This window comes from Pseudomonas sp. ITEM 17296 (assembly GCF_028895205.1).
Taxonomy (GTDB): Bacteria; Pseudomonadota; Gammaproteobacteria; order Pseudomonadales; family Pseudomonadaceae; genus Aquipseudomonas; species Aquipseudomonas kermanshahensis.
In genome coordinates, this window is record NZ_WJRS01000010.1 from 19,347 (window position 1) to 36,620 (window position 17,274).

The 17,274-nt window shown below is 56.6% G+C and carries 31 protein-coding genes; all 31 read left to right on the plus strand.

Going from position 1 to position 17,274, the window contains the following annotated elements:
- Window positions 1–9 precede the first annotated feature (9 nt).
- The 31 genes from tuf to bfr all read left to right on the plus strand — a co-directional run bounded on the left by tuf (window position 10) and on the right by bfr (window position 17,272).
- Window positions 10–1,203 (plus strand): elongation factor Tu, encoded by a 1,194-nt coding sequence (gene tuf / locus GIB19_RS13340; protein ID WP_016484647.1) that lies wholly within the window; start codon window positions 10–12, stop codon window positions 1,201–1,203.
- A gap of 141 nt (window positions 1,204–1,344) precedes the next feature.
- Window positions 1,345–1,656, plus strand: a complete 312-nt coding sequence (gene rpsJ / locus GIB19_RS13345; protein WP_003186070.1) for a 30S ribosomal protein S10 — start codon at window positions 1,345–1,347, stop codon at window positions 1,654–1,656.
- Between the two features lie 80 nt (window positions 1,657–1,736).
- Complete coding sequence (rplC, locus tag GIB19_RS13350) at window positions 1,737–2,372, plus strand: 50S ribosomal protein L3 (RefSeq protein ID WP_027594871.1); 636 nt, start codon at window positions 1,737–1,739, stop codon at window positions 2,370–2,372.
- Between the two features lie 12 nt (window positions 2,373–2,384).
- Entirely contained in the window at window positions 2,385–2,987 is a 603-nt protein-coding gene (gene rplD / locus GIB19_RS13355; protein WP_003255485.1) for a 50S ribosomal protein L4, read from the plus strand.
- Complete coding sequence (gene rplW, locus GIB19_RS13360) at window positions 2,984–3,283, plus strand: 50S ribosomal protein L23 (RefSeq protein ID WP_003255484.1); 300 nt, start codon at window positions 2,984–2,986, stop codon at window positions 3,281–3,283. Before rplD ends, rplW begins: the two co-directional genes overlap by 4 nt.
- 14 nt (window positions 3,284–3,297) lie before the next feature.
- Complete coding sequence (rplB, locus tag GIB19_RS13365) at window positions 3,298–4,122, plus strand: 50S ribosomal protein L2 (RefSeq protein ID WP_027594872.1); 825 nt, start codon at window positions 3,298–3,300, stop codon at window positions 4,120–4,122.
- A gap of 16 nt (window positions 4,123–4,138) precedes the next feature.
- On the plus strand, window positions 4,139–4,414 hold the full coding sequence (gene rpsS / locus GIB19_RS13370) for a 30S ribosomal protein S19 (protein ID WP_003255482.1): 276 nt from the start codon (window positions 4,139–4,141) through the stop codon (window positions 4,412–4,414).
- A gap of 11 nt (window positions 4,415–4,425) precedes the next feature.
- Entirely contained in the window at window positions 4,426–4,758 is a 333-nt protein-coding gene (gene rplV / locus GIB19_RS13375) for a 50S ribosomal protein L22 (protein WP_003103908.1), read from the plus strand.
- Between the two features lie 13 nt (window positions 4,759–4,771).
- On the plus strand, window positions 4,772–5,458 hold the full coding sequence (gene rpsC / locus GIB19_RS13380; RefSeq protein WP_003255481.1) for a 30S ribosomal protein S3: 687 nt from the start codon (window positions 4,772–4,774) through the stop codon (window positions 5,456–5,458).
- A gap of 12 nt (window positions 5,459–5,470) precedes the next feature.
- Window positions 5,471–5,884, plus strand: coding sequence for a 50S ribosomal protein L16 (rplP, locus tag GIB19_RS13385; protein WP_003255479.1), 414 nt, complete (start codon window positions 5,471–5,473; stop codon window positions 5,882–5,884).
- Complete coding sequence (gene rpmC, locus GIB19_RS13390; RefSeq protein ID WP_002555481.1) at window positions 5,884–6,075, plus strand: 50S ribosomal protein L29; 192 nt, start codon at window positions 5,884–5,886, stop codon at window positions 6,073–6,075. Before rplP ends, rpmC begins: the two co-directional genes overlap by 1 nt.
- A gap of 2 nt (window positions 6,076–6,077) precedes the next feature.
- Window positions 6,078–6,344, plus strand: coding sequence for a 30S ribosomal protein S17 (gene rpsQ, locus GIB19_RS13395; RefSeq protein WP_003255478.1), 267 nt, complete (start codon window positions 6,078–6,080; stop codon window positions 6,342–6,344).
- A gap of 23 nt (window positions 6,345–6,367) precedes the next feature.
- Window positions 6,368–6,736 carry a 50S ribosomal protein L14 gene (gene rplN / locus GIB19_RS13400; RefSeq protein WP_002555479.1) on the plus strand — a complete coding sequence of 123 codons (369 nt, stop codon included), beginning with the start codon at window positions 6,368–6,370 and terminating at the stop codon, window positions 6,734–6,736.
- Between the two features lie 11 nt (window positions 6,737–6,747).
- The gene (rplX, locus tag GIB19_RS13405; protein WP_003255476.1) at window positions 6,748–7,062 is read left to right on the plus strand and encodes a 50S ribosomal protein L24; all 315 of its coding nucleotides are present in this window, start codon (window positions 6,748–6,750) and stop codon (window positions 7,060–7,062) included.
- 20 nt (window positions 7,063–7,082) lie between these two features.
- On the plus strand, window positions 7,083–7,622 hold the full coding sequence (gene rplE / locus GIB19_RS13410; protein ID WP_003255474.1) for a 50S ribosomal protein L5: 540 nt from the start codon (window positions 7,083–7,085) through the stop codon (window positions 7,620–7,622).
- A 13-nt stretch (window positions 7,623–7,635) separates the two neighbouring features.
- Window positions 7,636–7,941, plus strand: a complete 306-nt coding sequence (rpsN, locus tag GIB19_RS13415; protein WP_012316516.1) for a 30S ribosomal protein S14 — start codon at window positions 7,636–7,638, stop codon at window positions 7,939–7,941.
- Window positions 7,942–8,150: 209 nt separating this feature from the next.
- Window positions 8,151–8,543, plus strand: coding sequence for a 30S ribosomal protein S8 (rpsH, locus tag GIB19_RS13420; RefSeq protein WP_027594873.1), 393 nt, complete (start codon window positions 8,151–8,153; stop codon window positions 8,541–8,543).
- 12 nt (window positions 8,544–8,555) lie between these two features.
- Entirely contained in the window at window positions 8,556–9,089 is a 534-nt protein-coding gene (gene rplF / locus GIB19_RS13425) for a 50S ribosomal protein L6 (RefSeq protein WP_027594874.1), read from the plus strand.
- A 10-nt stretch (window positions 9,090–9,099) separates the two neighbouring features.
- Window positions 9,100–9,450, plus strand: coding sequence for a 50S ribosomal protein L18 (rplR, locus tag GIB19_RS13430; protein ID WP_008089801.1), 351 nt, complete (start codon window positions 9,100–9,102; stop codon window positions 9,448–9,450).
- 3 nt (window positions 9,451–9,453) lie between these two features.
- Complete coding sequence (rpsE, locus tag GIB19_RS13435) at window positions 9,454–9,954, plus strand: 30S ribosomal protein S5 (RefSeq protein ID WP_003255465.1); 501 nt, start codon at window positions 9,454–9,456, stop codon at window positions 9,952–9,954.
- A gap of 2 nt (window positions 9,955–9,956) precedes the next feature.
- Window positions 9,957–10,133: a 50S ribosomal protein L30 gene (gene rpmD, locus GIB19_RS13440; RefSeq protein WP_008089798.1), complete on the plus strand. Its 177-nt coding sequence runs from the start codon at window positions 9,957–9,959 to the stop codon at window positions 10,131–10,133.
- A gap of 3 nt (window positions 10,134–10,136) precedes the next feature.
- The gene (rplO, locus tag GIB19_RS13445) at window positions 10,137–10,571 is read left to right on the plus strand and encodes a 50S ribosomal protein L15 (protein WP_003255461.1); all 435 of its coding nucleotides are present in this window, start codon (window positions 10,137–10,139) and stop codon (window positions 10,569–10,571) included.
- A complete protein-coding gene (secY, locus tag GIB19_RS13450) occupies window positions 10,572–11,903 on the plus strand; it encodes a preprotein translocase subunit SecY (protein ID WP_003257108.1) in 1,332 nt (443 codons plus the stop codon).
- A 28-nt stretch (window positions 11,904–11,931) separates the two neighbouring features.
- The gene (gene rpmJ, locus GIB19_RS13455) at window positions 11,932–12,048 is read left to right on the plus strand and encodes a 50S ribosomal protein L36 (RefSeq protein ID WP_002555468.1); all 117 of its coding nucleotides are present in this window, start codon (window positions 11,932–11,934) and stop codon (window positions 12,046–12,048) included.
- 131 nt (window positions 12,049–12,179) lie between these two features.
- The gene (gene rpsM, locus GIB19_RS13460; protein WP_003255457.1) at window positions 12,180–12,536 is read left to right on the plus strand and encodes a 30S ribosomal protein S13; all 357 of its coding nucleotides are present in this window, start codon (window positions 12,180–12,182) and stop codon (window positions 12,534–12,536) included.
- An 18-nt stretch (window positions 12,537–12,554) separates the two neighbouring features.
- Window positions 12,555–12,944 carry a 30S ribosomal protein S11 gene (rpsK, locus tag GIB19_RS13465; RefSeq protein ID WP_003255454.1) on the plus strand — a complete coding sequence of 130 codons (390 nt, stop codon included), beginning with the start codon at window positions 12,555–12,557 and terminating at the stop codon, window positions 12,942–12,944.
- Window positions 12,945–12,959: 15 nt separating this feature from the next.
- Window positions 12,960–13,580, plus strand: a complete 621-nt coding sequence (rpsD, locus tag GIB19_RS13470; RefSeq protein ID WP_009681977.1) for a 30S ribosomal protein S4 — start codon at window positions 12,960–12,962, stop codon at window positions 13,578–13,580.
- A 22-nt stretch (window positions 13,581–13,602) separates the two neighbouring features.
- Window positions 13,603–14,604, plus strand: coding sequence for a DNA-directed RNA polymerase subunit alpha (locus tag GIB19_RS13475; RefSeq protein ID WP_003255452.1), 1,002 nt, complete (start codon window positions 13,603–13,605; stop codon window positions 14,602–14,604).
- 42 nt (window positions 14,605–14,646) lie between these two features.
- Window positions 14,647–15,033: a 50S ribosomal protein L17 gene (gene rplQ, locus GIB19_RS13480; protein ID WP_003255451.1), complete on the plus strand. Its 387-nt coding sequence runs from the start codon at window positions 14,647–14,649 to the stop codon at window positions 15,031–15,033.
- A gap of 172 nt (window positions 15,034–15,205) precedes the next feature.
- Window positions 15,206–16,645, plus strand: coding sequence for a catalase (locus tag GIB19_RS13485; RefSeq protein ID WP_274886795.1), 1,440 nt, complete (start codon window positions 15,206–15,208; stop codon window positions 16,643–16,645).
- 162 nt (window positions 16,646–16,807) lie between these two features.
- Entirely contained in the window at window positions 16,808–17,272 is a 465-nt protein-coding gene (bfr, locus tag GIB19_RS13490) for a bacterioferritin (protein ID WP_008089766.1), read from the plus strand.
- Window positions 17,273–17,274 lie beyond the last annotated feature (2 nt).

Here is a 17,274-nt window from a genome sequence, read left to right on the forward strand (position 1 = left end):
TTCACTGTCGTGGCTAAAGAAAAATTTGATCGTTCCCTTCCCCACGTTAACGTCGGCACCATCGGCCACGTTGACCACGGTAAGACCACTCTGACCGCAGCTCTGACTCGCGTCTGCTCCGAAGTTTTCGGTTCGGCAGTCGTTGAGTTCGACAAGATCGACTCGGCTCCGGAAGAAAAAGCGCGCGGTATCACCATCAACACCGCTCACGTCGAGTACAACTCGAACATTCGTCACTACGCTCACGTCGACTGCCCAGGTCACGCTGACTACGTGAAGAACATGATCACCGGTGCTGCCCAGATGGACGGCGCGATCCTGGTTTGCTCGGCCGCCGATGGTCCGATGCCACAAACCCGTGAGCACATCCTGCTGTCCCGTCAGGTTGGCGTTCCGTACATCGTGGTCTTCCTGAACAAGGCTGACCTGGTAGACGACGCTGAGCTGCTGGAACTGGTCGAGATGGAAGTTCGCGACCTGCTGTCCACCTACGACTTCCCAGGCGACGACACCCCGATCATCATCGGTTCGGCTCGTATGGCGCTGGAAGGCAAAGACGACAACGAAATGGGCACCAGCGCTGTCAAGAAGCTGGTTGAAACTCTGGACAGCTACATCCCAGAGCCAGAGCGTGCTATCGACAAGCCGTTCCTGATGCCAATCGAAGACGTATTCTCGATCTCGGGTCGTGGTACCGTTGTTACCGGCCGTATCGAGCGTGGTATCGTCCGCGTTCAAGATCCGCTGGAAATCGTTGGTCTGCGTGACACCACCACCACCACCTGCACCGGTGTTGAGATGTTCCGCAAGCTGCTGGACGAAGGTCGTGCTGGCGAGAACTGCGGCGTTCTGCTGCGTGGTACCAAGCGTGACGACGTTGAGCGTGGCCAGGTTCTGGTCAAGCCAGGTTCGGTCAAGCCGCACACCAAGTTCACCGCAGAAGTCTACGTCCTGTCGAAGGAAGAAGGCGGCCGTCACACTCCGTTCTTCAAAGGCTACCGTCCTCAGTTCTACTTCCGTACCACTGACGTGACCGGTAACTGCGAACTGCCGGAAGGCGTTGAAATGGTAATGCCAGGTGACAACATTCAGATGACTGTCACTCTGATCAAGACCATCGCAATGGAAGACGGTCTGCGCTTCGCTATCCGTGAAGGCGGTCGTACCGTCGGCGCCGGCGTCGTAGCCAAAATCATCGAGTAATCACTCGACCGATTGAAAAAACCCCCGCTCAGCGGGGGTTTTTTTTATTGGGTTGACACTAAATTGGGGCGTCTATAGAATCACGCCTCCTTTTAGCGGGCGTAGTGCGTCCGTTGGGAACAGCCTGGAGTCTGAAATCCAATGCAAAATCAGCAAATCCGTATCAGGTTGAAGGCTTTCGACCATCGCCTGATCGACCAATCCACCCAGGAAATCGTGGAAACCGCGAAACGTACTGGTGCACAAGTGCGTGGTCCAATTCCACTGCCTACCCGCAAAGAGCGTTTCACCGTTCTGGTCTCCCCGCACGTCAACAAAGACGCGCGTGACCAGTACGAGATTCGCACTCATAAGCGTGTTCTGGACATCGTCCAGCCAACGGATAAAACCGTTGACGCGCTGATGAAGCTTGATCTCGCGGCAGGTGTGGAAGTGCAGATCAGCCTCGGCTAAGACTTCGGTCTTGTCCGTGTAACGCTCTGAAATGGGCGGCCATAGCGGGTGAAAGCCCCGTACACTCATGAGGTTACAACATGACTATTGGTGTAGTCGGTCGTAAATGCGGTATGACCCGCGTTTTCACCGAAGAAGGTGTCTCCATTCCGGTCACGGTCATTGAGATCGAGCCGAATCGCGTCACCCAGTTCAAGACTGAAGAAACCGATGGCTACCGTGCAGTGCAAGTCACTGTCGGCGAGCGTCGTGCTTCGCGTGTGACTGCTGCTCAAGCAGGTCACTTCGCTAAAGCGAACGTTGCCGCTGGTCGCGGTGTCTGGGAGTTCCGCCTTGAAGAAGGCGAGTTCCAGGCTGGCGACTCGATCAAAGCTGAACTCTTCACTGCAGGCCAGCTGGTAGACGTTACTGGTCAGTCCAAAGGTAAAGGCTTCGCCGGTACCATCAAGCGCTGGAACTTCCGTGGTCAGGACAACACCCACGGTAACTCCGTGTCGCACCGCGTCCCAGGCTCCATCGGCCAGTGCCAGACTCCTGGTCGTGTGTTCAAGGGCAAAAAAATGTCCGGTCACATGGGCGCCGAGCGCGTGACTGTTCAGTCCCTGGAAGTAGTACGCGTAGACGCTGAACGCAACCTGCTGCTGATCAAGGGTGCCGTACCTGGCGCTACTGGCGGCGACGTGGTTGTACGTCCGGCTGTCAAGGCTCGCGGTTAAGGGGAAACTGACATGCAACTTAATGTAAATGACGCTCAGGCGATCGAAGTTTCCGAACTGACTTTCGGTGGCGAATTCAACGAGACGCTGGTTCACCAAGCAGTCGTGGCCTACATGGCCGGCGGCCGTCAGGGCACCAAGCAGCAAAAGACCCGTTCCGACGTGGCTGGTGGCGGTAAGCGCCCATGGCGTCAGAAGGGTACTGGCCGTGCTCGTGCTGGTACCACTCGTGGTCCGATCTGGCGTGGCGGTGGTGTTACCTTCGCAGCTCGCCCTCAAGATCACTCGCAAAAGCTCAACAAGAAGATGTATCGCGCAGCTCTGCGCTCCATCCTCGCTGAGCTGGTGCGTAGCGACCGTCTGGTCGTGGTTCAGGACTTCGCTGTTGAAGCACCGAAAACCAAAGATCTGCTGAACAAGCTGAACGGCATGGGTCTGAGCGACGTTCTGATCGTTTCGGACGCTGTTGATCAGAACCTGTACCTGGCTGCTCGCAACCTGCCACACGTCGATGTACGTGACGTGCAAGGTTCCGACCCGGTCAGTCTGATCGCATACGAGAAAGTGTTGATCACTGTCTCGGCCGTGAAGAAATTCGAGGAGCTGCTGGGATGAACCAGGAACGCGTATTCAAAGTCCTCCTTGGCCCGCACGTTTCCGAGAAGGCTACCGTTCTGGCTGAGAAAAAAGGCCAGTTCGTATTCAAGGTTGCTACTGACGCAACCAAGCTGGAAATCAAGAAAGCTGTCGAAGGCCTGTTCAACGTAAAAGTTGAAAACGTGTCGACCGTTAACGTTCTGGGTAAAACCAAGCGTACCGCACGTGGTCTGGGCAAGCGTAATGACTGGAAGAAGGCAATTGTCTCCCTTCAGCCAGGCCAAGATCTCGATTTCAGCAGCAGTGCTGAGTAAGGAAGGGGTGCATCATGGCAATCGTTAAATGCAAACCGACTTCCCCTGGCCGCCGTTTCGTGGTCAAGGTGGTCAACAAGGAGCTCCACAAGGGCGCTCCTCACGCACCGCTGCTCGAGAAGAAATCGAAGTCTGGTGGTCGTAACAACAATGGCCGCATTACCACTCGTCACGTTGGTGGTGGTCATAAGCAGCATTACCGTCTGGTCGACTTCCGTCGCAACGACAAAGATGGCATCCCAGCCACTGTCGAGCGTATCGAATATGATCCAAACCGTACTGCTCACATCGCCCTGCTGTGCTATGCAGACGGTGAGCGTCGCTACATCATCGCCCCTAAAGGCGTGAGCGCTGGCGACCAGCTGATCGCAGGTTCCCTGGCCCCAATCAAGGCCGGTAACTCCCTGCAGCTGCGTAACATCCCAGTAGGTAGCACCATTCACGGCATCGAACTGAAGCCGGGTAAAGGTGCACAGATCGCTCGTTCCGCTGGTGCTTCGGCTCAGCTGATCGCTCGCGAAGGTGTCTACGTGACCCTGCGTCTGCGCTCTGGTGAAATGCGTAAAGTACTGGCTGAGTGCCGTGCGACCCTGGGCGAAGTCTCGAACTCCGAGCACAGCCTGCGTTCGCTGGGTAAAGCAGGTGCCAAACGCTGGCGCGGCGTTCGCCCAACCGTTCGTGGCGTTGCCATGAACCCGGTTGACCACCCGCATGGTGGTGGTGAAGGTCGTACCTCCGGTGGTCGTCATCCGGTATCGCCATGGGGCTTCCCAACCAAGGGTGCTAAAACCCGTGGTAATAAGCGTACCGACAACATGATCGTCCGTCGTCGCAAGTAACTAGAGGGATACGACAGTGCCACGTTCTCTGAAAAAAGGTCCTTTTATCGATCTTCACCTGTTGAAGAAGGTCGAAGTGGCGGTGGAGAAGAACGATCGCAAGCCAGTTAAAACCTGGTCGCGTCGCTCGATGATCCTGCCACAAATGGTCGGTCTGACCATCGCGGTTCACAACGGTCGCCAACATGTCCCAGTTCTCGTGAACGAAGACATGGTCGGCCACAAACTGGGCGAGTTCGCCGGTACCCGCACCTATCGCGGGCACGTGGCTGACAAGAAAGCCAAGCGTTAAGGGGTAAGGAAATGGAAGTAGCCGCTAAGTTGTCGGGCGCTCGCATCTCCGCCCAGAAAGCCCGCTTGGTCGCCGACCAGATCCGCGGGAAGAAGGTGGGCGAAGCGCTCAACCTGTTGGCCTTCAGCAGCAAAAAAGCCGCTGAAATCATGAAGAAAGTCCTCGAGTCGGCCGTTGCCAACGCCGAACACAACGAAGGCGCAGACGTTGATGACCTGAAGGTCTCCACCGTCTTCGTCAACGAAGGGCGTTCGCTGAAGCGCATCATGCCACGTGCCAAAGGCCGTGCTGATCGCATCGTCAAGCGGTCTTGCCATATCACTGTCAAGGTTGCGGACAAGTAACGGAGTCGATCAGATGGGTCAGAAAGTACATCCCACTGGCATTCGCCTGGGAATCGTCAAGGAGCACACCTCCGTCTGGTACGCAGACGGTGCTACTTACGCAGATTACCTGTTGAAGGATCTGAAAACACGTGAGTACCTCCAAGACAAACTAAAAAGCGCGTCCGTAAGCCGTATCGATATTCATCGTCCGGCTCAAACTGCACGCATCACCATCCACACCGCTCGTCCCGGTATCGTTATCGGTAAGAAAGGTGAGGATGTCGAGAAGCTGCGTCAGGACCTGACCAAGCAGATGGGTGTGCCTGTGCACATCAACATCGAAGAGATCCGCAAGCCGGAACTCGACGCTATGCTGGTTGCGCAGAGCGTAGCTCAGCAGCTGGAACGCCGCGTAATGTTCCGTCGCGCCATGAAGCGCGCCGTACAGAACGCCATGCGTATTGGTGCCAAGGGCATCAAGATCCAGGTGAGCGGTCGTCTCGGCGGCGCCGAGATTGCTCGTACCGAGTGGTATCGCGAAGGTCGTGTGCCTCTGCACACCCTGCGTGCCGATATCGACTACAACACCTACGAAGCTCACACCACTTACGGTGTGATCGGTGTGAAGGTTTGGATCTTCAAAGGCGAAGTTATTGGTGGTCGCCAAGAAGAACTGAAACCACAAGCACCAGCGCCTCGTAAAAAAGCTGCTAAGTAAGGGGTACGCCAAATGTTGCAACCAAAGCGTACAAAATTCCGCAAGCAGATGACTGGCCACAACCGTGGTCTGGCACTGCGCGGTAGCAAAGTCAGCTTCGGCGAATTCGCCCTGAAAGCTGTTGCTCGCGGTCGCCTCACCGCTCGCCAGATCGAGTCGGCACGTCGTGCTCTGACTCGTCACGTGAAACGTGGCGGTAAGATCTGGATCCGTGTCTTCCCGGACAAGCCGATCTCCAAGAAACCTCTCGAGGTTCGTATGGGTAAAGGTAAGGGTTCCGTGGAATACTGGGTTGCCCAGATCCAGCCAGGCAAAGTCCTGTACGAGATCGAGGGTGTTTCTGAAGAGCTGGCGCGCGAAGCTTTCGCCCTGGCTGCTGCAAAGCTGCCTCTCGCCACCTCCTTTGTTAAGCGGACGGTGATGTGATGAAAGCGAATGAACTTCGTGAAAAATCGGCACAGCAGCTGAACGAGCAACTGCTCGGCTTGCTGCGCGACCAGTTCAATCTGCGTATGCAGAAAGCAACTGGCCAGTTGGGGCAGTCGCACCTGCTCTCGCAAGTTAAGCGTGACATCGCTCGCGTGAAAACTGTGCTCAACCAGCAGGCAGGTAAGTGATCATGGCTGAAGCTGAAAAAACCGTCCGTACGCTGACTGGCCGTGTCGTCAGCGACAAAATGGACAAGACCATCACCGTTCTGATCGAGCGTCGCGTAAAGCACCCGATCTACGGTAAATACGTTAAGCGTTCGACTAAGCTGCACGCGCACGACGAAGCCAACCAGTGCAAGATCGGCGACAAGGTTTCCATCCGTGAAACCCGTCCGCTGGCCAAGACCAAGTCCTGGGCACTGGTTGAAGTCCTCGAACGCGCTGTTGAAGTCTAAGGGCTAGGGGTCGGAGAAATTTTATGATTCAGACTCAATCCATGCTCGATGTGGCCGATAACAGCGGCGCTCGTCGCGTCATGTGCATCAAGGTACTCGGCGGTTCGCACCGCCGTTACGCCGGCATCGGTGACATCATCAAAGTAACCGTCAAGGAAGCAATTCCGCGCGGTAAGGTCAAAAAAGGCCAAGTGATGACCGCTGTTGTCGTCCGTACCCGTCACGGTGTACGTCGCGCTGACGGTTCCATCATTCGTTTCGACGGCAACGCTGCTGTTCTGCTGAACAACAAGCAAGAGCCGATCGGCACTCGCATCTTCGGGCCAGTGACCCGTGAACTTCGTACTGAGAAGTTCATGAAGATCGTCTCGCTCGCCCCTGAAGTGCTGTAAGGAGATCCGACATGCAAAAGATTCGTCGTGACGACGAGATCATCGTGATCGCCGGCAAAGACAAAGGTAAGCGCGGTAAGGTGCTGAAGGTTCTCGCTGATGACCGTCTGGTCATCGGTGGCGTGAACCTGGTCAAGCGTCATACCAAGCCTAACCCGATGGCGGGCGTTCAGGGCGGTATCGTCGAGAAAGAAGCGCCTCTGCACGCTTCCAACGTTGCCATCTTCAACGGCGAAACCAACAAGGCTGACCGCGTTGGTTTCAAAGTAGAAGACGGTAAGAAAATTCGTGTCTTCAAGTCGACCCAAAAAGCGGTTGATGCTTGAACACTGCTAGGTAGAAGACCATGGCACGACTGAAAGAGATTTACCGGAACGAAATCGCTCCCAAGCTTAAGGAAGAACTTAAGCTGTCGAACGTGATGGAAGTTCCGCGCGTTACCAAAATCACCCTGAACATGGGTCTGGGCGAAGCGATCGGCGACAAAAAAGTCATCGAGCACGCTGTTGCCGACCTGGAAAAGATCACCGGTCAAAAGCCGGTCGTGACTTTCGCTCGTAAATCCATCGCGGGCTTCAAAGTCCGTGAAGGATGGCCGATCGGCGTCAAGGTGACCCTGCGTAGCGACAAGATGTACGAATTCCTGGACCGCCTGCTGGCGATCTCCCTGCCTCGGGTTCGCGACTTCCGCGGCCTGAATGCCAAGTCCTTCGATGGCCGTGGCAACTACAGCATGGGCGTGAAAGAGCAGATCATCTTCCCGGAAATCGATTACGACAAGATCGATGCTCTGCGCGGTTTGGACATCACCCTGACCACCACTGCTCGTTCGGATGACGAAGGTCGCGCTCTGCTGCGTGCTTTCAAATTCCCGTTCCGCAACTGATTGGAGTAGGAAAATGGCCAAGAAGAGCATGAAAAACCGCGAGCTGAAGCGTCAGCTCACGGTAGCCAAGTTCGCCAAAAAGCGTGCTGAGCTGAAAGCGACCATCGTCAACCTGAACGCCTCTCCAGAAGAGCGTTTCGCTGCCGTTGTCGCTCTGCAGAAGCAGCCACGTGATGCCAGCGCTGCGCGTCTGCGCAACCGTTGCCGCCTGACCGGTCGTCCTCACGGTGTATACCGTAAGTTCGGCCTGGGCCGTAACATGCTGCGTCAAGCGGCAATGCGCGGTGACGTACCAGGTCTGGTCAAGGCCTCCTGGTAATCGCTGCAGGTGTGATCCCGGTGGAAGGGGAGCAATCTTCCGACCGCCGGTGACCTCGCCAACAAACAAGCCCCTATATGGGGCTTGTTTCGTTTCTACCTTGTGTCTAGAATGACCGGCTCACCTGAGCCTGGGTTTTTTGCCCAATCCGCTCGGGTGGTTGTGATAGCCGCAAGGCTAATAATTCTTGTATCAGGAGCATCTAGCCCATGAGTATGCAGGACCCGTTAGCGGACATGCTAACTCGCATCCGTAATGCCCAGATGGCTGAAAAGTCCGTCGTAAGCATGCCTTCCTCTACGCTGAAGGTCGCGGTTGCCAAAGTTCTGAAGGATGAAGGTTACATCGCTGGCTACCAAGTCAGTGGCGAAGCCAAGCCCTCCCTGTCGATCGAACTGAAGTACTTCGAAGGCCGTCCGGTCATCGAGGAACTGAAGCGCTCCAGCCGTCCAGGCCTGCGCCAGTACAAGGCCGTTACCGATCTGCCGAAAGTACGTGGCGGTTTGGGCGTGTCTATTGTCTCCACCAACAAAGGTGTGATGACTGATCGCGCTGCGCGCGCTGCCGGTGTCGGCGGCGAAGTTCTCTGCACAGTGTTCTAAGGGGGGATAGACATGTCTCGCGTCGCTAAGAACCCCGTTAAGCTGCCATCTGGTGTCGAAGTCAAATTCGCCGGCCAGCAGCTTTCGGTGAAGGGTGCCAAAGGCACTCTCGAACTGAACGTTCACTCGTCTGTTGAAGTTACCGAAGAGTCTGGTGAGCTGCGTTTCGTCGCTCGCAATGGTGACCAGCAAGCTCGCGCCATGGCCGGTACTACCCGCGCTCTGGTCAACAACATGGTCCAGGGCGTAAGCCAAGGCTTCGAGCGCAAGCTCCAGCTGGTCGGTGTTGGTTACAAGGCACAGGCCAAGGGCACTATCCTGAACCTGGCCCTGGGCTTCTCGCACCCAGTGGACTACGAACTGCCAGCCGGTATCACCGCTGAAACGCCTAGCCAGACCGACATCCTGATCAAGGGTATCGACAAGCAGCTGGTAGGTCAGGTGGCCGCTGAAATCCGCGACTTCCGTCCACCAGAGCCTTACAAAGGTAAAGGTGTGCGTTACGCGGACGAAGTAGTCCGTCGTAAAGAAGCCAAGAAGAAGTAGGGCCTAGCAAATGACCGACAAAAAAGTTACTCGACTGCGTCGCGCTCGCAAAGCACGCCTCAAGATGCACGAACTCGAAGTCGTGCGCCTGTGCGTGTTCCGCTCCTCGCAGCACATCTACGCCCAGGTCATTTCGGCCGACGGCAGCAAGGTTCTGGCAAGCGCCTCGACCTTGGACAAAGACCTGCGTGATGGCGCCACTGGCAACATCGACGCGGCCACTAAGGTTGGCAAGCTGGTAGCTGAGCGTGCGAAAGCCGCCGGTGTATCTCAAGTTGCCTTTGACCGTTCCGGCTTCAAGTACCATGGCCGCGTCAAAGCGCTGGCTGATGCTGCTCGTGAAGGCGGGCTGGAGTTCTAAGTTATGGCAAATAACGATCAAAAGCGCGACGAAGGCTACATCGAGAAGCTGGTTCAAGTTAACCGCGTTGCCAAGACCGTAAAAGGCGGCCGTATCTTCACCTTCACCGCGTTGACCGTGGTTGGTGATGGTAAAGGTCGTGTCGGCTTCGGCCGTGGCAAATCGCGCGAAGTACCTGCTGCGATCCAGAAAGCCATGGAAGCTGCTCGTCGCAACATGATCCAGGTTGACCTGAAAGGCACCACCCTGCAGTACGCCACCAAGGCTGCCCACGGCGCCTCGAAGGTTTACATGCAGCCTGCCTCGGAAGGTACCGGTATCATCGCCGGCGGTGCAATGCGTGCTGTCCTGGAAGTTGCTGGCGTTCAGAACGTTCTGGCCAAGTGCTACGGTTCGACCAACCCAGTGAACGTGGTTTACGCCACCTTCAAGGGTCTGAAAGCCATGCAATCTCCTGAATCCATTGCTGCCAAGCGCGGCAAGAGCGTCGAGGAGATCTTCTGATCATGGCAACCGTTAAAGTAACGCTGATCAAGAGCGTCTCGGGCCGTATCCCTAACCACAAACTGTGCGTTAAGGGTCTGGGTCTGCGTCGCATCGGTCACACTGTAGAAGTCCAGGATACTCCCGAGAATCGCGGGATGATCAACAAGGCTTACTACATGCTGCGCGTCGAGGGTTAATCGATGAAACTCAATGATCTGAGTCCAGCGCCGGGTTCCCGTCGCGAAAAGCATCGTCCGGGTCGTGGTATCGGTAGCGGTCTGGGTAAGACCGGCGGCCGTGGCCACAAAGGTCAGACCTCCCGTTCGGGTGGTTCGATCGCTCCGGGCTTCGAAGGCGGTCAACAGCCGCTGCACCGTCGTCTGCCGAAATTCGGCTTCGTTTCCCTGAAAGCCATGGACCGCGCAGAAGTGCGTCTGTCCGAGCTGGCCAAAGTGGAAGGCGACGTGATCTCCGTGCAATCCCTGAAGGATGCCAACGTGATCAACCAGCACATTCAGCGTGTGAAAATCATGCTGTCTGGCGAAGTTACTCGCGCAGTCACCATCAAGGGCATCGCAGCCACCAAGGGTGCGCGTGCGGCTATCGAAGCAGCTGGCGGCAAATTCGAGGAATAAATGGCTAAGCAAGGTGCTCTCTCTTCGCTCGGTAAGGGCGGGATGTCGGAACTCTGGGCTCGTCTGCGCTTTCTGTTCATGGCGATCATCGTCTATCGGATAGGTGCGCATATCCCGGTTCCAGGCATCAATCCGGACCGTCTGGCGGATCTGTTTCGGCAGAATGAGGGGACCATTCTTAGCTTGTTCAACATGTTTTCCGGTGGCGCGCTTGAGCGCATGAGCATCTTTGCACTGGGGATCATGCCGTACATTTCGGCATCGATCATCATGCAGCTGATGACGGCGGTCAGCCCGCAACTGGAGCAGTTGAAGAAGGAAGGTGAAGCTGGCCGTCGCAAGATCAGCCAGTACACCCGCTACGGCACCGTTATCCTGGCGCTGGTCCAAGCCATTGGCATGTCCATTGGCCTGGCCAACCAGGGCGTGGCGTTTTCTGTCGGCCTGGGCTTCCATGTCGTCGCGGTTTCCACGTTTGTGGCCGGCGCGATGTTCATGATGTGGCTGGGCGAGCAGATCACCGAGCGCGGTGTGGGCAACGGTATCTCGATGTTGATCTTCGCAGGTATCGTTGCCGGTCTTCCGAGAGCAATCGGGCAGTCTTTCGAGTCTGCGCGTACAGGCGATATCAACATTTTCGCCCTGGTCGCAATCGGTTTGCTGGCAGTAGCGATTATCGGTTTCGTGGTGTTCATTGAGCGTGGTCAGCGTCGTATCGCCGTTCACTACGCCAAGCGTCAGCAGGGCCGCAAGGTCTTCGCTGCGCAGACCAGCCACTTGCCGTTGAAGGTGAACATGGCGGGGGTTATCCCGGCTATTTTCGCCAGCAGCATTTTGCTGTTCCCGGCTTCGCTGGGTGCCTGGTTCGGTCAGTCCGAAGGTATGGGCTGGTTGCAGGACATCTCGCAGTCGATCGCTCCTGGTCAGCCGTTGAACATCTTGCTGTTTAGTGCAGGGATCATTTTCTTCTGCTTCTTCTACACAGCGCTGATGTTCAATCCGAAAGACGTAGCGGAAAACCTGAAGAAGTCCGGTGCCTTTATTCCGGGTATCCGTCCTGGTGAACAGTCGGCTCGCTACATTGATGGCGTTCTGACCCGTTTGACCATGTTCGGTGCTCTTTACATGATGGCCGTCTGCCTTCTGCCCCAGTTCCTGGTGGTGGCAGCAAATGTGCCGTTCTACCTTGGCGGGACCTCGTTGCTGATTGTGGTAGTGGTTGTGATGGACTTCATGTCCCAAGTACAATCGCACCTCGTTTCGCACCAGTACGAATCCCTGATGAAGAAAGCCAACCTGAAAGGCTACGGTGGCAGCGGTTTGCTGCGCTGATACGCCCCTAAGGTTCGAGGAGTCGGTAATGAAAGTTCGTGCATCGGTGAAAAAGCTGTGCCGTAACTGCAAGATCATCCGTCGCGAAGGCGTCGTACGAGTGATCTGCAGCGCGGAACCGCGTCACAAACAGCGCCAAGGCTGAGTGTGATCGTCGCTTCAAACCCAGCAGCTAGTGTGCTGCTGGGTTGATTATTCGTTTCTACAGCGATATTATCTCGCGCCCTATTTCTTGGCTTCCGGGGCGTAGGTAGCTGTCAATTGGAGTCCCACTGAATGGCCCGTATTGCAGGCGTCAACATTCCAGATAACAAGCATACTGTTATCTCGCTGACCTACATCTATGGTGTCGGTCGCACAACTGCGCAGAAGATCTGTGCAGACGCTGGTGTAAACCCAGCCGCTAAGATCAAGGATCTGAGCGACGAGCAAATCGAAACCCTGCGTGGCGAAGTCGCGAAGTTCACCACCGAAGGTGACCTGCGTCGTGACATCAACATGAAGATCAAGCGCTTGATGGACCTGGGTTGCTACCGCGGCCTGCGTCATCGTAAAGGTCTGCCGGTTCGCGGTCAGCGCACCAAGACCAACGCACGCACCCGTAAGGGCCCGCGTAAGCCGATCCGCAAGTAACCGCCCAGGAATATAGACATGGCAAAACCTGCTGCTCGTCCTCGTAAGAAAGTCAAAAAGACAGTGGTTGATGGCATCGCCCACATCCATGCGTCTTTCAACAACACCATCGTGACCATCACCGACCGTCAGGGCAATGCTTTGTCCTGGGCGACCTCCGGTGGTTCGGGTTTCCGTGGTTCGCGCAAATCCACCCCGTTCGCAGCACAGATCGCTGCTGAGCGTGCTGGTCAAGCTGCGCTGGAATACGGTCTGAAGAACCTCGACGTTAACGTCAAGGGTCCAGGTCCAGGTCGTGAGTCCGCCGTTCGTGCATTGAACAGCTGCGGCTACAAGATCGCCAGCATCACCGACGTGACGCCAATCCCGCACAACGGGTGCCGTCCGCCGAAGAAGCGTCGCGTGTAATCAGGAGACAGAAGAATGGCACGTTACATTGGTCCAAAATGCAAACTGTCTCGTCGTGAAGGCACCGATCTGTTCCTGAAGAGCGGCGTTCGCGCTCTGGAATCGAAGTGCAACATCGAAGCAGCCCCAGGTATCCACGGCCAGCGCCGTGGCCGTCAGTCCGACTACGGTACCCAGCTGCGCGAGAAACAAAAAGTCCGTCGTATCTACGGTGTTCTGGAGCGTCAGTTCCGCGGTTACTACCAAGCTGCTGCCTCGAAAAAAGGCGCAACCGGTGAGAACCTGCTGCAACTGCTCGAGTGCCGTCTGGATAACGTCGTCTACCGTATGGGCTTCGGCTCGACTCGTTCCGAGTCCCGTCAGCTGGTTTCGCACAAAGCGATCAGCGTCAACGGTAAGACTGTAAACATTCCATCCTACCAAGTTCGTCCGGGTGACGTGGTCGCGGTTCGCGAGAAGTCGCTGAGCCAGCTGCGCATTGTTCAAGCCCTTGAACTGTGCGCCCAGCGTGGCCGCGTTGAGTGGGTTGACGTGGATGCTGCTAAAAAGTCGGGCGTTTTCAAGAACGTTCCTGCTCGCAGCGACCTGTCTGCCGACATCAACGAGAACCTGATTGTCGAGCTCTACTCCAAGTAAGGGCTAGAAAATAGGTGCATCCATGCAGATTTCGGTAAATGAGTTCCTGACTCCCCGCCACATTGATGTGCAGGTAGTCAGTCCGACCCGCGCCAAGATCACGCTCGAGCCTCTCGAGCGTGGCTTCGGCCATACCCTGGGCAACGCGCTGCGCCGCATCCTGTTGTCCTCCATGCCTGGCTGTGCAGTAGTCGAGGCCGAGATCGATGGCGTACTCCATGAGTACTCCGCGATCGAAGGTGTTCAGGAAGACGTAATTGAAATCCTGTTGAACCTGAAAGGCCTGGCTATCAAACTGCACGGTCGTGACGAAGTTACGCTGACCTTGTCGAAAAAGGGTTCGGGGGTGGTTACCGCTGCCGATATTCAGCTGGATCACGATGTCGAGATCGTCAACCCCGATCACGTAATCGCGAACCTGGCGTCGAACGGCGCCCTGAACATGAAGCTCACCGTAGCTCGTGGTCGTGGTTACGAGCCGGCCGACTCCCGTCAAACCGACGAAGACGAAAGCCGTAGCATTGGCCGTCTGCAGTTGGACGCTTCGTTCAGCCCGGTGCGTCGTATCGCCTATGTGGTCGAAAACGCCCGTGTTGAACAGCGTACCAACTTGGACAAGCTGGTCATTGATCTGGAAACCAACGGCACCCTGGATCCTGAAGAGGCAATCCGCCGCGCTGCGACCATCCTGCAACAGCAGCTGGCCGCGTTCGTCGACCTCAAAGGTGACAGTGAGCCTGTCGTAGTCGAGCAGGAAGACGAGATCGATCCGATCCTGCTGCGTCCGGTTGACGACCTGGAACTGACTGTACGTTCGGCCAACTGCCTCAAGGCGGAGAACATCTACTACATCGGCGACCTGATTCAGCGTACCGAAGTAGAGCTGTTGAAGACTCCTAACCTGGGCAAGAAGTCCCTGACTGAAATCAAGGACGTCCTGGCCTCTCGTGGTCTGTCTCTCGGCATGCGCCTCGACAACTGGCCGCCTGCAAGTCTTAAGAAAGACGACAAGGCGACCGCCTGATCGTCGTAATCACCGAACGTAGTGTTTGGTAAGGAATGAATCATGCGTCATCGTAAAAGTGGACGTCACCTGAGCCGTACCAGCTCTCACCGCAAAGCTATGTTCCAGAACATGGCTGTGTCGCTGATCGAGCACGAGCTGATCAAAACCACCCTGCCGAAAGCCAAGGAACTGCGCCGCGTTGCCGAGCCGCTGATCACCCTGGCCAAGGAAGACAGCGTTGCTAACCGTCGTCTGGCCTTCGACCGTACCCGTTCGAAGTCCGCTGTTGGCAAACTGTTCAACGATCTGGGCAAGCGTTACGCCACCCGTCAGGGCGGCTACCTGCGCATCCTGAAGTGCGGTTTCCGCGCTGGCGACAACGCGCCTATGGCGTACGTCGAGCTGGTTGATCGTCCAGTCGGTGGTGCTGTAGAAGCTGCCGAGTAAGACGTTCTGTCTGCTACAAAGAACCGGGCCTTGTGCCCGGTTTTTTGTGCCTGCAAGTATTGTTAATTTCTATTGATACAAGTCATGTAATGAATTTGTCCTGAAGCGACCGCTCGTCAATACTCCTATCCAAGCCGATTAGCCGGCAGTTCTAGACCGATAAGGAGAGCCCATGAGCAAGATTCTCACCACCGCCAGCGGTGCACCCGTAGCTGACAACCAGAATTCCCGCTCTGCCGGCCCCCGCGGCCCGCTGCTGCTCGACGATTTCCACCTGATCGAGAAGCTCGCCCACTTCAACCGCGAGAACATCCCAGAACGTCGTGTTCACGCCAAGGGTTCGGGCGCGTACGGCACCTTTACCGTTACCCGCGACATCACCGGCTACACCAGCGCCAAGCTGTTCGATCAGGTCGGCAAGCAGACTGAAACCTTCCTGCGCTTCTCCACGGTCGGTGGCGAACGTGGTTCGGCTGACACCGAGCGTGATCCGCGTGGTTTCGCCGTCAAGTTTTATACCGAGGAAGGCAACTGGGACATCGTTGGCAACAACACCCCGGTGTTCTTCATCCGTGACCCGCTCAAGTTCCCGGACTTTATCCACACCCAGAAGCGCCACCCGCAGTCCAACCTGAAGAACGCGCAAATGATGTGGGACTTCTGGTCACACTCGCCCGAGGCGCTGCACCAAGTCACCATCCTGTTCTCTGACCGCGGCATCCCGGACGGCTACCGTCACATGCACGGCTTTGGCAGCCACACCTACAGCCTGATCAGCGCCGCCGGTGAACGTACCTGGGTGAAGTGGCATTTCAAGACCCAGCAAGGCATCAAGAACCTCGCCCCTGCCGACGCTGCACGCTTGGCAGGTACAGACCCGGACTACGCCCAGCGCGACCTGTTCGAGGCCATCGAGCGCGGCGACTACCCGCGTTGGACCGTGTGCATTCAGGTGATGACTGAGGCCGAGGCCGCCAGCCGTGACGAGAACCCGTTCGATGTGACCAAGACCTGGTCGCAGAAGGACTATCCGCTGATTGAGGTGGGCGTACTGGAGCTCAACCGTAACCCGCTCAACTACTTCGCTGAGGTCGAGCAAGCGGCGTTTGGCCCGAGCAACATGGTCCCAGGTGTCGGGCTGTCGCCTGACCGTATGCTGCAGGGCCGGGTGTTCGCCTACGCCGATGCGCATCGCTACCGCGTGGGCACCAACCACCAGCAGTTGCCGGTCAACGCGCCGCGCTCTGCGGTCAACAGCTACCAGCGTGATGGTTCGATGGCCATTGGCAGCTACGGCAGCGCGCCGAACTACGAGCCCAATAGCTACGGCGATGCACCCAAGCAGTCGCCACGCCATGCTGAGCCTGCCCTGGCCCTGAATGGCTCGGCTGATCGCTACGATCACCGTGAGGACAATGACTACTACAGCCACGCCGGTGCACTGTTCCGCTTGATGAACGAACAGCAGAAGGCCCTGCTGATCAACAACATCGCGGGCGCCATGGCAGGCGTGAGCGACGATGTCATCCAACGCCAGTTGCAGTACTTCTTCAAGGCCGACCCGGCCTACGGTGAGGGCATTGCCAAGGCGCTGGGCGTGAATCTCGCCTAAGTCGAAGTGATAAGAAGAACCGCCCTCATTTGGGCGGTTTTTCAATGAATATCACTACTGTTTAACCGATTTTTTGCATCTAATTGCGCGTTTTTCAGTGACCGCGAGCAAAACGTGGTTCACACTATGTCCATTGATGTTTTCACATGGAGAAGCAGGGCGATGCAAGGTCACCCGGACGTAATCAACTACCTCGTCACGTTGCTGAAGGGCGAACTGGCAGCACGCGACCAGTACTTCATTCACTCGCGTATGTATGAAGACTGGGGCCTGTCCAAGCTCTACGAGCGCATCAACCACGAGATGGAAGAAGAAACGCAGCACGCCGACGCGCTGATGCGCCGCATCCTCATGCTCGAAGGCACCCCCGACATGCGCGCGGATGACCTCGAAGTGGGCAGCACTGTGCCGGAGATGATCGAAGCCGACCTTAAGCTGGAATACAAGGTCCGCGCCGCGCTGTGCAAAGGCATCGAGCTGTGCGAGCTGCACAAGGACTACATCAGCCGCGACATCTTGCGCGCGCAGTTGGCTGATACCGAAGAAGATCACACCTACTGGCTGGAGAAGCAGCAGGGCCTGATCAAGGTTATCGGCCTGGAGAACTACCTGCAGTCGCAGATGTAAGT